The sequence below is a fragment of the Rhizobium sophoriradicis genome (assembly GCF_003939025.1).
GTDB lineage: Bacteria > Pseudomonadota > Alphaproteobacteria > Rhizobiales > Rhizobiaceae > Rhizobium > Rhizobium sophoriradicis.
Map to the genome: position 1 here is coordinate 1 of NZ_RQIH01000037.1, position 13,404 is coordinate 13,404.

At 52.9% G+C, this 13,404-nt stretch carries 13 protein-coding genes and 2 pseudogenes; 8 read left to right on the top strand and 7 right to left on the bottom strand.

All coding sequences use genetic code 11. The features are described from left to right. The first annotated feature begins 836 nt into the window (after positions 1–836). Positions 837–1,175 (top strand): SidA/IucD/PvdA family monooxygenase, encoded by a 339-nt coding sequence (locus EFR00_RS32200; protein WP_077991966.1) that lies wholly within the window; start codon positions 837–839, stop codon positions 1,173–1,175. Here EFR00_RS32200 and EFR00_RS32205 read toward each other — a convergent pair. Beyond that, positions 1,126–1,419: a SidA/IucD/PvdA family monooxygenase gene (locus EFR00_RS32205; protein WP_245435292.1), complete on the bottom strand. Its 294-nt coding sequence runs from the start codon at positions 1,417–1,419 to the stop codon at positions 1,126–1,128. The genes EFR00_RS32200 and EFR00_RS32205 overlap by 50 nt on opposite strands. On the opposite strand from EFR00_RS32205, the gene EFR00_RS32210 reads away from it, so the two are divergent. From EFR00_RS32210 to EFR00_RS32225, 4 genes are all read left to right on the top strand, one after another. Then, complete coding sequence (locus tag EFR00_RS32210) at positions 1,326–2,012, top strand: SidA/IucD/PvdA family monooxygenase (RefSeq protein ID WP_245435291.1); 687 nt, start codon at positions 1,326–1,328, stop codon at positions 2,010–2,012. The two genes, EFR00_RS32205 and EFR00_RS32210, sit on opposite strands and share 94 nt — an antisense overlap. Before the next feature lie 81 nt (positions 2,013–2,093). Beyond that, positions 2,094–2,873: a phytanoyl-CoA dioxygenase family protein gene (locus EFR00_RS32215; protein ID WP_010018321.1), complete on the top strand. Its 780-nt coding sequence runs from the start codon at positions 2,094–2,096 to the stop codon at positions 2,871–2,873. 21 nt (positions 2,874–2,894) lie between these two features. Further along, positions 2,895–3,224, top strand: a complete 330-nt coding sequence (locus tag EFR00_RS32220; RefSeq protein WP_004677772.1) for a cupin domain-containing protein — start codon at positions 2,895–2,897, stop codon at positions 3,222–3,224. 1 nt (position 3,225) lies between these two features. After that, positions 3,226–4,815: a class I tRNA ligase family protein gene (locus EFR00_RS32225; RefSeq protein WP_077991963.1), complete on the top strand. Its 1,590-nt coding sequence runs from the start codon at positions 3,226–3,228 to the stop codon at positions 4,813–4,815. A 111-nt stretch (positions 4,816–4,926) separates the two neighbouring features. Here EFR00_RS32225 and EFR00_RS32230 read toward each other — a convergent pair. Further along, positions 4,927–5,094, bottom strand: a pseudogene (locus tag EFR00_RS32230) (IS3 family transposase); the annotation flags it as partial. A gap of 387 nt (positions 5,095–5,481) precedes the next feature. Between EFR00_RS32230 and nodD2 the strand changes: the two are divergent. Next, positions 5,482–6,438, top strand: a complete 957-nt coding sequence (gene nodD2 / locus EFR00_RS32235) for a transcriptional regulator NodD2 (RefSeq protein WP_004677768.1) — start codon at positions 5,482–5,484, stop codon at positions 6,436–6,438. Here nodD2 and EFR00_RS33245 read toward each other — a convergent pair. From EFR00_RS33245 to EFR00_RS32245, 3 genes are all read right to left on the bottom strand, one after another. Then, on the bottom strand, positions 6,418–6,765 hold the full coding sequence (locus tag EFR00_RS33245) for a hypothetical protein (protein WP_012489591.1): 348 nt from the start codon (positions 6,763–6,765) through the stop codon (positions 6,418–6,420). The genes nodD2 and EFR00_RS33245 overlap by 21 nt on opposite strands. A gap of 81 nt (positions 6,766–6,846) precedes the next feature. Then, positions 6,847–7,755 carry a transcriptional regulator NodD3 gene (gene nodD3 / locus EFR00_RS32240; protein WP_004677763.1) on the bottom strand — a complete coding sequence of 303 codons (909 nt, stop codon included), beginning with the start codon at positions 7,753–7,755 and terminating at the stop codon, positions 6,847–6,849. Between the two features lie 151 nt (positions 7,756–7,906). Next, a complete protein-coding gene (locus EFR00_RS32245) occupies positions 7,907–8,932 on the bottom strand; it encodes an LLM class flavin-dependent oxidoreductase (RefSeq protein ID WP_012489592.1) in 1,026 nt (341 codons plus the stop codon). A 900-nt stretch (positions 8,933–9,832) separates the two neighbouring features. Between EFR00_RS32245 and EFR00_RS32250 the strand changes: the two are divergent. Further along, positions 9,833–10,577, top strand: a pseudogene (locus EFR00_RS32250) (transposase); the annotation flags it as partial. Positions 10,578–10,732: 155 nt separating this feature from the next. Here EFR00_RS32250 and EFR00_RS32255 read toward each other — a convergent pair. Both EFR00_RS32255 and EFR00_RS32260 read right to left on the bottom strand, forming a co-directional pair. Further along, entirely contained in the window at positions 10,733–11,254 is a 522-nt protein-coding gene (locus EFR00_RS32255) for an aminoacyl-tRNA deacylase (protein ID WP_004677747.1), read from the bottom strand. Between the two features lie 85 nt (positions 11,255–11,339). Continuing rightward, the gene (locus EFR00_RS32260) at positions 11,340–12,035 is read right to left on the bottom strand and encodes a DUF6875 domain-containing protein (protein WP_004677746.1); all 696 of its coding nucleotides are present in this window, start codon (positions 12,033–12,035) and stop codon (positions 11,340–11,342) included. A gap of 354 nt (positions 12,036–12,389) precedes the next feature. Here EFR00_RS32260 and EFR00_RS33250 point away from each other — a divergent pair, with 354 nt between their 5' ends. Beyond that, entirely contained in the window at positions 12,390–12,932 is a 543-nt protein-coding gene (locus EFR00_RS33250; RefSeq protein WP_012489593.1) for a hypothetical protein, read from the top strand. Positions 12,933–13,404 lie beyond the last annotated feature (472 nt).

Consider the following 13,404-nt stretch of genomic DNA (forward strand, 5'->3'; position numbering starts at 1 on the left):
AACCGACACGCCTTCATCACCTTGCTTCAGAATGAACGCCTTCTGAGCGTCCGAAAACTGCGACGCTTTCATCGTCTTCTGGTCCCTTTCCCAGCCAGGAAAATGCACCGGAAAACTCTAACCAAAATTGGTCCAGTTTGAAGGGTTCAGATCAGCATCAGCCGCAACTTTCTACCAGCGCCGTCGCTTATCCGATCCGACGACCATGTCTATTTTGTGGGGGAGAACGGTGTTGCCGGTGGTCATGTTGGCGATCGGTGCTTGTACGTTCGCAGGCCTGTCCACGTTTCAAAGCATATATGCCGAAACGCGCGGACTCTCACCGAATGTCTTCTTTCTGACATTCACCGTCACGACTGTCACATTGCGATTCTCCGTCGCGGGTATGATCGGTAAGTTGCCGCTTGGGCGCCTAGCACTCACCCTCTTCGTGACGACACTGATTGGGATCGGACTTTTGGTTTTGAACCCGGGAAGCGAGCTGCTGTACGTCGTCGCCACCGTTCTCTTTGCGATAGGCTACGGTCTCACTTATTCGACCTTGAATGCGATGGTGGTGAACCTCGCTGGCGAACGTGGTCTGTCAATCTCAACGGCCTCCCAAGTCTTTACACTCGCTTATTTTCGTGGGTTCGTTCGAATTCCCGTATCTCGGTGGCACATTAATTGCTGTTTATGGCATCGACGTTGCCATGCTCGTGATGGCGGGTCTGGTCGCTCTCAACATCGCAATCGCCAGTCAGACATTGTGGAGGGCGGTGTAGGAGACAGACGTCCTTCGATAATGATTTCCGTATCGCTGCCCACGTGCCCGCCCAACCAAAGGAAGTGTGTTTATGCAAGTGCTGGATCTCATCGGTATAGGCATCGGACCCTTTAATCTTAGTCTTGCAGCACTCGCGTGTCCGACGCCGCTGCGCACTGCCTTTTTCGAAAAGGAAAGCGGCTTCGATTGGCATCCTGGGCTGCTGCTGCCCAACAGTCGCCTGCAGGTATCTCCGCTGAAGGACTGTGTGACACTTGCAGATCCGACCAGTCCGTTTTCGTTTCTCAACTACCTCGCGGTGCATGGACGGCTGTACAGCTTCGTAAACCGGTGCGACGCGACCACGTCGCGAAGAGAGTTCACACAGTATAAAAGCGCTGGCTGTAAGACGGCGTGTATGACACGTTGATAAAAGAGCTGTCATCCCTCGTGAACAGGTTCCCGCGTGACGTCACCCATGTAATTTTACCGATACCCGGACTGCCCAATAGGTGTTCAACAACCTCCGCACCGCTCTGCCCCCCACCAACGACTAATACGCGTTCACCGATGTCGATTTGTGGCCGATCCAGATAGCTCGCCACATGGTAGACCTTCTCGCCCAGCCAAGGTTTGGCGCATTCGGGAATTGTTGCAACGACACCGACGCCAATCGCAACTGAGCGTTCATTCGCTGCCACTTAAAAAACGTCGCACTATTGTCGACGACGAAAAACTCACCAGTGACGGCATTTCAGCAGAATTGAGCAACCGCATTTACGAAACTATCTATCACCGCAGCGCGACTGGCAATATTGACGATGTCATTCAACTGCTACCCGCAGTCGTCATGAAGGAGTTGTCTCCTCATGCGGACGGTTGGCACGCGCTGTTGGCTTCGCACGGCACCTGTCAGCGACCGACTGTAGTGGCTGATCGGGTCGTACTCGCCACCGGTTTCGAGCCTCGCCCGCTAGCGTTTATCGATCGCCTATTGGCTTCCGCTTCTATGGAAGGCGGTCTGCCGGTCGTGAAGGACGATTACTCCGTTCAATTCGAGGACAACGCCCCCGGCCAGGTATATCTGCAAAACCGATCCCCAGTCCAAAGTGGCTTGCAGAGTGTGAATCTATCGCTCGTCGCCTACCGAAACGGTCGCATCATCAATAGCCTGCTTCGGCGTGAATACTATCTGAACGTCCCAGATCGGCCGATCCTTGGGTGCCTAGGTTTACTTCCCGCTCAAGAGACACAAAACGCAAGATAACACTCCAGTGCAGTGCAGCTCGGGGCGCCTGCTCACGACGCAGCTTTACCAGGCGGCTTTAAATCTAAAAAGGAGTTACACATGTTAACCAAAGAACAAAAATCAACATGGGATGACGTTGGATACATTAGGATTGAGTCATTTCTCGATCTAGAAAGCCGAGATAAACTTTCAGCTCTTGTGGCTGATGTTTCGTGCTGGGAGACAAGTGAAGACAAATGGCTGATATGGTTCGAAAAAACAACTGACGGTAGGAGGATCATTTCGAAGGTCGAGAACTTCCTCGAATTTAACGCCCCCCTGCGTGATTTACTGCTGGCTGACCACCGTATCGAGTCGATCGTCGAAGAGTTACTGGGGGAAAATGCCCGCATGCTCAAAGAGTTGCTGATCTTTAAGTACTCCGACAGCGGCGGCTATCGCCCGCATCAGGACATCTACCATATCCCACATAAGCTACCAGACCGGATGGTGCACGCGATTGTTGCAATAGGCATCGACGATTCCGGCCCAGACAACGGAGGGCTTTTCTTCAGCCCCGGGAACCACAAAAAGGGCGTGTTCCCAATGGACGCCGGCGGCGTAATGTACCCCGAGGTCGCGGACAGGCTGGCCTGGGAGCCCGTAACGTGGAAGGCCGGTGACATTTTCATCTTTGACGACTATGCCCCACATTACTCAAAGCCCAACAAAAGTGAAAATTCTCGAAGGGTGATTTATCTCGTGTTCCAGCGTGCCTCAACTGGTGGGCCAACGAGGGCCGAATACAACAAACTGAAACGCGCCTACAACCCTCCCGAGGGCAAGGTCTCCAACATCGACGAGCTCAAGCCGCCGAACGGCATTTTCTATCGCGATTGAAGGCAGAGGACAGAGGCAAACATGTATACGAAACAGATCGACCGCTCAATCATGCGCCAGGAGTATGGCGTTCTGGTGTGCCGGTTACTTGAGCATCTACCGCAGGCAGTCGCAACGGCTTTCGGCACATCGATTGTGGAGGTGGTACCTGGCGATGCGGTCGATCTTCATTCGCACCCAGAGCACGAACTCTGGGTATTGATCTCGGGCAGCGGCGTGTTTCAATCCGATGGAGAAACCTCCGCAGTCAGTGGGGACACGATGGTCTATATAGCGCCGCACCAAAAACACGCGATCAAAAATAGCAGCCCTCAAACCAGCTTAAAGTTCCTTTCGATATGGTGGGATTGAATTGAGAGCAAACCAACATACTTTTTTTGCCTGCTCGGCGCCGCCGTGCCCGAACGGCAAGCTGCATCTTGGGCATATAGGTGGCGTGTACCTTCTCGCCGACGTGTTCGTACGCTACCACCGCATGGTAGGCAACGCGGCCTATCACGTGACAGGTGCGGACGAACATGGCACTTACACGCTGGTGAAAGCCCGAAAGCTTGGCAGGCCGGTTGATGACGTCGCACACATGCACATTGAAGAAATTCTGCAGTGTCTGCGGTCAGTTGATATTGAACCGGACGTATTTGTAAGGACTTCAAGCGAAGACCACAAAGACCGCAGCTTGGCGATCTACGACCAACTAAGAGCGTCCGGCTACGTTGAGCTGCGCGACGGAGAGCAACTGTATTGCGGGACGTGCGAAGAGTTCGCCGCAGACTCACTCGCGGTCGGAGAGTGTCCAGCTTGTAACGCGCCAACAGATAGTAACCTTTGCGAAGATTGCGGCTCGGCGCTGCAACACAATCTACTACGCAACCCGATTCACACGACATGCGGCCAGAGCCTTATCTTGCGCCCGATTCGACAGGTTCATTTTGAGCTTGAAAAATTTGCTCCGGGGCTCGATCACTCCATTGAGGCGAGCGGATGGCCGGAATCCATAAAGCGCAAAGAACTTGACTGGCTACGGTCAAAACTGATGGCATTGCCGATGTCGCGGCATTTCGACCGTGGTGTGACTTTGAACTCCCCGGTGGAGGTGGCAGGCCAAACTTTAATGACTTGGTTTGAAGGATTGTGGTGCTATGAGACAGGAATCGAACGCCTCTGCAAGCAAAATGGCGCAGATCTCGATGACACTATGCGCAACGCGAGCACGAGACTCGTATTCTTCATGGGTCAGGATAACCGGTTTTATTACACGATCGGCGTTACTGCTAGTTTGTTCTCGCGCGGTTATGCGATTCCATACAACCATGCAATTCAGGACTTTTATAAGCTCGAAGGCGCGAAATTTTCTACTAGCCGTGACCACGCTGTGTGGGCTGACGAGGTGGCAGCAGATATCGACACGAACGTGCTGCGCTACTATTTGGCTAGCCTCGCCAAGCCATTTGGCGCAAACGACAACGATTTTCTGATCGAGGGGCTGCTTCAGACCGCGGCTAGAATTCGTGCTTTCGAAACGGCTTTGCGCAAGTACGCCGGATGTAACGAGACGCTGACGGCCGACAAGCTGACAGTCGAGCAGAACCACAATGTTAAACGATATTCCGAAGCGGTGCAGGACTTGCGCGTCTGGGATGCCATGGACGCCATAGACGCCTTTTTCGACGTTGCGTCTTTTTCAAGGGCAGATACCTCAGTCAGCGCAGCGGAAGTTTCCGTATTTCTAAGCCTTCTTAATCCTGTGACCCCGATGCTTGCGGCGCGGTATGGTGCTTTCTTTTTCGGAGCCGGATGGCGGCCGGGGCTCGATGGCGGCACTATCCGGCCAAGCACCGGCTTACGCAAACCGGTTGATTTCCCATTGTTTAGCGACCCGATTCCGGAAGCCTTCATAGAGGCTTATGAAAGACGATTTAGGCAAGTCCGGCCGAATTCTTAGCTTTTAATGACGGCAACCGCTTTGACGATCCCGAGGCGAGTAACGCGGACGCCGACCGGATGACGGCATCTCGATAGCGGAGAACGCAAGGCGGCAGTCGGGCGACCTACTTCGTTCCGAAAGGCCCACGACGGCTTTCTGGCGTGCGACGGCGTCGCGCTTGGCGGCGGGCCTTTCTATTTTTTTAAGGAGCTCGGGAAGTGGGGCCGTATCCAGGATCTGCTCGGCGAGCAGTCTCTTCAGTGTGGCGTTCTCTTCCTCAAGCGCCTTCAGGCGCGTTGATCTTTTCATCACAAATTACTGGCACGCCACCAATATCTTGAACATGCTTCCAAACAGAAGGAGCCCGCCAGTCGATAGCCAGCGTACGGCAAAGCCTCTCCGGTATCGCGATATGATGAACCTACTTCCGCCCATCCGTTCACTAGCATTTCATGTCGCTCGGTGACGCCGCTCCACATCGCCTATTGCTAAGGTGCCATTCGATATTTAAAGTGGATTATCTGCAACTATAACGTCTATCGTAACTATGCGGCCTACTTAATTGATCACCAAACTAACCTAAGCCTTTTTGACGAACCTTCATTGGATCTATGCTGGAAGGTTCTGTACTGGAAAAATCGATTGTTTGGATATAAAATATCCGTTGTTTGGATGTGACTAAAGATGCGTTTCAAGGGCCTTGATCTAAACCTGCTCGTTGCATTGGATGCGCTCACGACCGAGCGCAACCTAACGGCTGCCGCACGTAGTATCAATCTAAGTCAACCAGCAATGAGTGCCGCCATTGGTAGGCTTCGGGACTATTTCCGCGACGAATTGTTTACAATGAATGGTCGAGAACTTCGGCTGACGCCCCGTGCCGAAGGACTTGCCTCGGCAGTGCGTGAAACTCTCTTGCAGGTACAATGCTCAATCATCTCTTGGGAGCCGTTTAACCCGTCGAAGTCTGACAGATGCTTTAGAATAGTTCTGTCCGATTTCATGATGCTGATATACTTCAATAAAATCATTGAGCGAGTTGCTCGAGAAGCGCCCGCAGTCAGCTTTGAGTTGCTGCCTTTGGATAGTGATCCGTACGAGATGCTTAGCCGCGGTGACGTCGACTTCCTCATCGTGCCTGAATTTTTTCTCTCGGGCGCACACCCGAGCGCAAAACTGTTCACAGAGAAGTTTGTATGTGTAGCCTGTTCGACAAATGTGGACCTACCTTCAGCGCTGACGATCGAGCAATATGTCTCCACGGGACACGTCGCTGCCGCGTTTGGGCGCTTTTTGAAGCCATCGGTCGAGGGCTGGTTCTTGCTCGAGAATGGTATTCAGAGGCGGGTGGAGGTCGTCGTGCAAGGGTTTAGCTTAATACCACCAGTCCTGCGTGGCACGAACCGCATAGCTAACCTACCGCTTCGCTTAGTCGAGCATTACGAAAGTACTTTCCCTTTGCGGATCATCAACCTTCCGTTACCGCTCCCCGTCTTCACAGAAGCTGTTCAATGGCCAGCGCTCCATAATGCCGATCCAGGGAGCATCTGGTTCAGGGAGATATTGGTTGAGGAAGCTTCCCGTATGATGTCCTCCAACGCACCTAAAATACATGGGTTGCTACAACAATCCGGTTCCTGACCAAGGTTCCTGCTTGAGTAAGATCCGCCCGAGCCCGAATAAGTTCAACAGCCACCAAAGAGGCTTTTCAAAGGTATCCATCCGGGGAAGGCCGCTGACCTTGCCCCCAAGTTTTATCCAGTTTTGAGTTCGCTCCGACGGTTTTGGGTTGCTGTATTTGCGGCGGTAGCGGCGGGTTGCGGTGCGGAGCAATTGTGGTCCCCCAGCACCCTTCGATTTGCCGCCGAAGGTGCTAGACAGCACGTCGCGCAATCGTCCGAAGGGCGGCCGATCGGCGACGGGCGTAGCGCTCAGCTTCGTCGATAAAATGGCCTGCGGGTCACTCACAGGTGGTGCCGTCTTCAGCTAATCGGCCGCGTCGCGGGTCGTCGCTCCCAATGCAGCCCAGCTTCCTAGGTTTCAGGATGGTCACGGCAATCGCGCTGCCTCCTGAACCATTATATCTCGCATCCAGATATTTGCCGGATCTTTGTCGTGAAGTACCGGCCATTGGACTGCCTCGGTGAATGTCGGCAGCGCTATCGGGGGCGCAGTCATCCGCAATGGTATCGTGTCCTCAAAAAGCCCAACTAGTCGTAACGGAACGGTTGCGATGCGATCGGTGCCCATTAGGGCGGCGGGGATCATGCTAAAGCTTGAAACAACGACTTCGACCCGCCTCTTGAGGCCATGCTCCTGCAAGAAGCAATCTTCTATGGTAGGCTGCTGCGTCCGACCGAACCTAACTACCGCGTGCCCCATTGAAGAATACTCCTCGGCAGTAAGGGCTTCCTCAAGTTGTTTGTTATTGCTGCAGCCGACGCAAGTCAGTCGTTCCTGAAATAGATCTATCTTAGGGTGCGCGCTCGACATGAATAGCGGTGGGCTAATAAGGAAGTCTACGTCGCCGCGTCGCAAAAGCTCGTCTGGATTGTCAGTAAGAGGCAGCAAGTCAAAACTAATGCCGGGTGCTTCCCGCGCAAGACGCTCCAGTATCTTCTGAAAAAGAACAACTGTAACGAAATCGCATAAGCTTACTCGGAAATGACGATCTGATTGATCAGGAGTAAATTTATCCCAGGGTATGATATTGAGCCGAATATGCTGTAAAGCCTCACGAATCGCAGGCGCGAGGTCTTCCGCACGCGGAGTTGGAACGAACTCACGACCACGCATCGTAAATAGTTCATCGCGGAAATAGGAGCGGAGCCGGCGGACAGCTGCACTCATTGCGGGCTGGCTCAGATTAATGCTACGTGCCGCCGCAGTAAGGTTGCGCTCAATCATTAGTGCATCGAGCGCGACAAGGAGATTTAGATCGAGGCCCTTAAATCGCATATCTTTTAACTATCCAATAGTGCAGCCCATTCCACAATGGCTGTTCCTACGGCGATGGCTGAATTCGCCTTGACGCTCCTCAATCGATTTGAGGGCGCGGCCACAGAGACTTAATCTCTGTGATCGGAAAGCAACCTGAGGCCAGTCCAGATTAAGCCATAACTCCAGAGTGAACGCTCGTTGCAGTGTAATAGGAAGCCTCCAATGGCAAATCACCAAACGCCAGCTGGCAAAGAAGATAATTAGCACCTGCTTCCTCGACATGATCGAGAAGATCTTGCCTAACTGAAGCAGCAGTACCAACTACGCACAACTGACAGTCTACTGCTGCATCAAAATCCGGCGGGAGGTTCTGAGGAGTCTGTATCCCGTTAATCTCGTACAGAAACCTAAAGCTCCGAAGCCACCGTTGATAAGCCGGGGCCGCGAGCGAAATGGCATGCTTCGTCGTGCTGCCGGCCACCACCATTCGGACCAACCCAAGGAACGGCGCCCGTTTCCTGTCCCCGGCGGTACGTCTCTCGTGTGCTCGGTAGGCATCAGTGATCTGGCGAACAGCAGAAGCAGGGCCCCCGCAGGCAAGATTTGTATCGTTCTCAGCCGCCCAGCGCGCAACCTCAGGACGACTGGTTGTAATCCATGTCGGAGGCTGAGGACGTTGATGTGGCCGCAACATCAACGGGACTTTGTCTAGTTCAAAGTGGTCGCCTTTGTAGGAAAGAGCCTGAGCTCCTTCCTTCATCGCTTGGATGACGATCTCGCTGGCTTCGAGATAGCGCGATGTCGCCACCTCCTCATCAATACCGAAAAAGCTCCATTCGATTGGTAAGGAGCCGCGCCCCATGCCCAACTCGAGCCTGCCACCGCTCAGATGATCCAGCATGCAAATTTCTTCAAACGCACGTAACGGATGATAAAGGTTCAACAGCATAACCAAAGGACCGAGACGAAGATGCTGCGTGCGCTGAGCTACGCTTGCTAGAAATAGATTCGGCGAAGGTCCTCTGCCGTGGGGAGTACAGTGGTGCTCTGCGACGTGATATCCATAAAAGCCAAGGCGATCGCAGACCTCTGCCAACTTCATCCGATCTTCATACTGGCGCCCAATCTCCCTTCCGTCTTCGTCCAAATGGTCGAAGATACCAACCATCAGCTTTGCGGGAAGAGAGTTTGTCATTTAAATGTCTCCAAGTTTGGCGGCGAATTTTCGGTGACCAAGACCGGAGGGTGGCCCCGATGTCTTTCGCCAGGAATCATCGAAAAGCTGCTGGTTCTAAAAAACGATGCTGACGCCGATGAGCTAATCATAATGCTCACGTTGAAATGACATTGAATCATTCGTATTCATGTATGACTTCGCGGTGGGTAACACCCCATCTCGCATACCCACAGCTCCGTTCACTTTTGAGAAGCCAAGGATTGGCAAGATCGGATAGTGGTTGTTCAGCTTTTGTGGCGACCCAAATGTGTTAAAGCTGGTATTCGGTTTAATGCGACGAGGCTCCTGCAGTAGGCGAAGAAAGGACCCAGAGCTATGTCTCGGCGCTTGATTGGCAGACGAGAGCGCCTTCTGCAGTTCCACGTTGGCCATGTTCGTCTCCATTTACCGGCCAGGTCTGTGACCTTGCCCTCGGCTGCTCTCGGTGGAGCAACATCATGGGGTCCCCAATTCATAATCGAGGTGTTTAATAACATCCCATGGCTTCGTAAAATTGATTGTTTGTATGGCATTGATCCACCAGGTGAATAACCAGGAATCTTCACCGTCAAAGGGTTGCTGATCGAACTAGCATACGGTCGACCCAGGCGAGATCACGGCCCCTTCCGAAGGTGGAAGGATCAGGAGCCAGTGCGGTTTTGGCCGCAGCGCAACAGCGCCGATACCAGAAATAGATGTGACGCAGTTGGCTTCCGCGTCTTTCGTGCACGCTGTTGTATGTCCTTAACATTCCCCATCTTAACTTCATAGGATCACAGGTTTTACGATAGGGAAATTGCTCTCAACCCTTCAAACTGGACCAATTTTGGTTAGAGTTTTCCGGTGCATTTTCCTGGCTGGGAAAAGGAACGGAACACGATGAAGGCATCGCAGTTTTCGGACGCTCAGAAGGCGTTCATTTTGAAGCAGGGTGATGAGGGCGTCTCGATCGCGGAGATTTGTCGCAAGGCGGGGATCAGTCAGACGACTTACTTCAACTGGAAGAAAAAGTACGCCGGCATGTTGCCGCCAGAGATGAAGAGGCGCAAGCAGCTTGAGGACGGGAATTCGCGATTGAAGAAGATCGTCGCGGATCTGACGTTGGACCGTGAGATGCTGCAGGACGCCATCCGCCGAAAGCTCTAAGGCCTGAGGGGTAGCGGGAGGTGGTGTCATGTGCCGCGATTGGGCGATCTCGATCCGGCGTGCCTGTGGCGCGTTGAACTTCGATCGGTCGACCGATCACTACATCTCTCGCCGCGCCGAGGCCGGTCTAGACCTGTGAGCGCGGGTGCGCTACGGCTATCGTCGCGTGCATGTGCTTTTGGAACGCGAGGGTTGGGGCACCAACATCAAGCGAACCTATCGCATTTACAGGGACTTGGGACTGCAGCTGCGGAATAAGACTCGGAAGCGCCGTGTTAAGGCGAAACTTCGCGAGGATCGGCAAATGGCTGTCGGACCAAATGACGTGTGGGCGATGGACTTCGTGCACGACCAGCTCGCAACCGGAAAGAAACTGCGGGTCCTGACGGTGGTCGCCACCTTCTCACGCTATGTTCCCGCGCTTGATCCGCCTCACAGCTATCGAGGTGAAGATGTCGTGCAGACGTTGGGACGGGTGTGACGATTTTCGTTATAGTGCGCACTATGAGTCCGATTACGCAACATACGTATTGAACCCTCATTCTCTAATCGAGGCGCCGTTACGTGGAACCGCATTTCCTTTCCCGAAGAAATAACCTACCTCACGGCATCTCTATGAAAGGTGACGAGGCGTTAGGTTTGACTGGCCCGTCCACGCGTCTGTAACGGCTGCCCGATCTTCCAAAGCATGCTTGTGTCGATCTCAAGCTCGACTCCAACCTTGCCCGCACCTGTGACTACGGTAGGATAAGAAAAAAGGGCGGTGTCGATCAGTACAGCGATCTTCTGGAGACCGAATGGTGATACGCTTCCTGACGGGTAGCCGAAGAGATCGAGTACCTGTTCTTTCTGAGCAAGCTCGGCTCGTTTCCATCCATACGTGCCAGCAACCGCTTTCATGTCAATCTTTGAAGGTGATGGCAGCAAAACGGCACAAAGGTGGCGCGCAGGATGAGACCGGCGCATCACATCGTTCGCTTTCTGCTCGGCAATAATCATCGTCTTTGCAACGCGCCCCACGGGAACGCCGATAGCGGAGGCTAAATCGGAAGGAGATGTAATAGGGGTGGCGAACTCACTATAGCGCCACAATCGTACCGTCGACGCTCCGATCTGGTGCAGTTCAGCAAGTACGTTCGGATGAACGTCCAACATAGTCGTTTCCTTCCGGTTCACCTGGTAGGACGATCGAGGATAGCTGTTTCAGCGACTGCGAGTACAGCCCTCTTGCGAGTAAGTTTCAGGCGGTTCGCTCCAAAAGCTGCCTAATGCGGCGGCGACCCTCGTTCCCAAAAATACTGAAGTAAGCCTCCAGGCACTTATCGCTATCGAGCATGAAAGGAGCATCATATTTGGTGATATGCCGAATAGCCAAGGCTGGAACCGTTGTGTCGAGCGGTCGAAACATCCTGTTGTGCAAACCGGGCTCCGGGCAACCTGGATAAAATTCACCGATCATGAAACCTTCCTGAATGAAGTCGGGCTTCAGCCGTTTTTGCAGTTGACCAATCCTGATAATCTCTCCTTCATCCTGTATTCCAGGAAGGGCAATGATAATGGCCTTATAGATCCAGTCGCCCGTTCGATCGTTGAAGGACTTTACGGGTTTCATCTGGCTGAAGACGGCGAGCATACGCGCCAAATCGTTTTCGATTTCGTCAACTGCAACAGCTTGCGACGCGGCAACCCGTAAAAGCCCCTTCGTCAGAGCCTCGGGAACGAAAGGGCAAACGCTCCCGTCCCGACCTAAATGAGGATGTGGATTGGAGAGGAATTCTGAGGCATACCGAGCAAATTTCTGAAGAGCTGCGTTTGCATACTCATCATAGGCGTTGTATCCCGCATCAATATTCTTTTCCAGAATTTCGCCCACTGTCATCAATGGACCAATCGTCCCGAAAGGTTGGCTGTAATCTTTCCAAATTTCTTTATTCATTTCGGATCCCTGGTTCGAAAAGCCACGTGCAAAACGGAAGGTCGGGCTCTTGCATGCCAGCTCGGGCGGCGGGCGAGCTGGTCGGGGGCCAATCAAGAGACCGACCTTCCATCGGAAGCGAAGCTCCCGAATTTTTGGTAGCACTCGTAGTTACACTTGTGTAACTGTTTTTTTAAATGGATGTGAAAACAAGAGCGGGGGCTCGTGCACGATGAAGGTTAGTCTCACGACCGCCCGCAAATTCTTATATTCGTCGTAGTTATGAAGACATACATATGATAAATGTCGCCGCGATGGGATCCGGTAACAGGCTTTGGGTGAAAACAGAACGACCCATTGCGCAGAGGCGTGGCCGTGGCGAAGACAACACGAAGAGAAATATATACGCCAGAACAGATCGACGTCGGCGTAAAGCATAAGCTTGAGAAAATTGACTCGTTTTTGTCAGATCTCGTTAGCGAAAATTCCGAAGAAAAACTATTCCTGAGGAATATTCTTGGATTGATGCTTAAAGTATATCATATGGACGCCAATAACAAACCCATGACGAAGATGCAGGCGTGTCGCTATCTGCCTTTCAAAAACCAGACTGTTTGCCAAAAGTATGTCGAGGCAGCGCATTTGCGTGGGTTCATCGACATCACTCGGGATAAAACGGACAAACGGCGTCTGATTGTTGTTCCAAAGGAGCCGTTGGTTGTCTATGTCAATGAATATATAGCTGACTTCCTTGATGACTGCCGTAGAGCGATTGACAGTGCCGCTCAAGTAGCTACGCTTCCTGAGGAAGGGATGGCAACGGCAAGTTCTTCATCTATTGATAAATCGCCAGCGTCTTCTGGGGCACCTGTGGGTTCCTCTCAAAAGAGAGTCGATCGAAAAGCCAGGAAATTTTAGCGAGTTTTATTGTGGGAAAGCAAAAGTAAGAAGCCGGTCTCGCGCGCGTTTATCCTTTCATCAATCAAATGTTTCCTCCGTAAACAAGCTTCATCGAGGTAACCCGCTTCGCTTAACCGGCCTGACGGCCGGTGCAGGCGCTGCTAGGGGGAGCGGCTGTATCGTCGTTTCGGCCAAGAAACTGCGCGGGAAGTTCGGCGGCATCCTCAGCCTTATCACCTTGGCATTTACGCTATCTTTTTAGGCGAGGCGGAAACCGCTGACGCGGTCCTCCATCTCTTGGTCGAGACAGTGTGACCTGCCACTGAATTTTCATCCGGCGTCTGACCTGCCACTGAGAATTTCTGAACCGCTCCCAAACGTTGGACCACCGGATGCTAGAGTTTTCCGGCTTCATTCAGGGAGGCGGGCTGGTTGCGCCTCCCGAATTCACCAACGAGATCGGCACCTTGTTGCCGATCGCACCATGAGG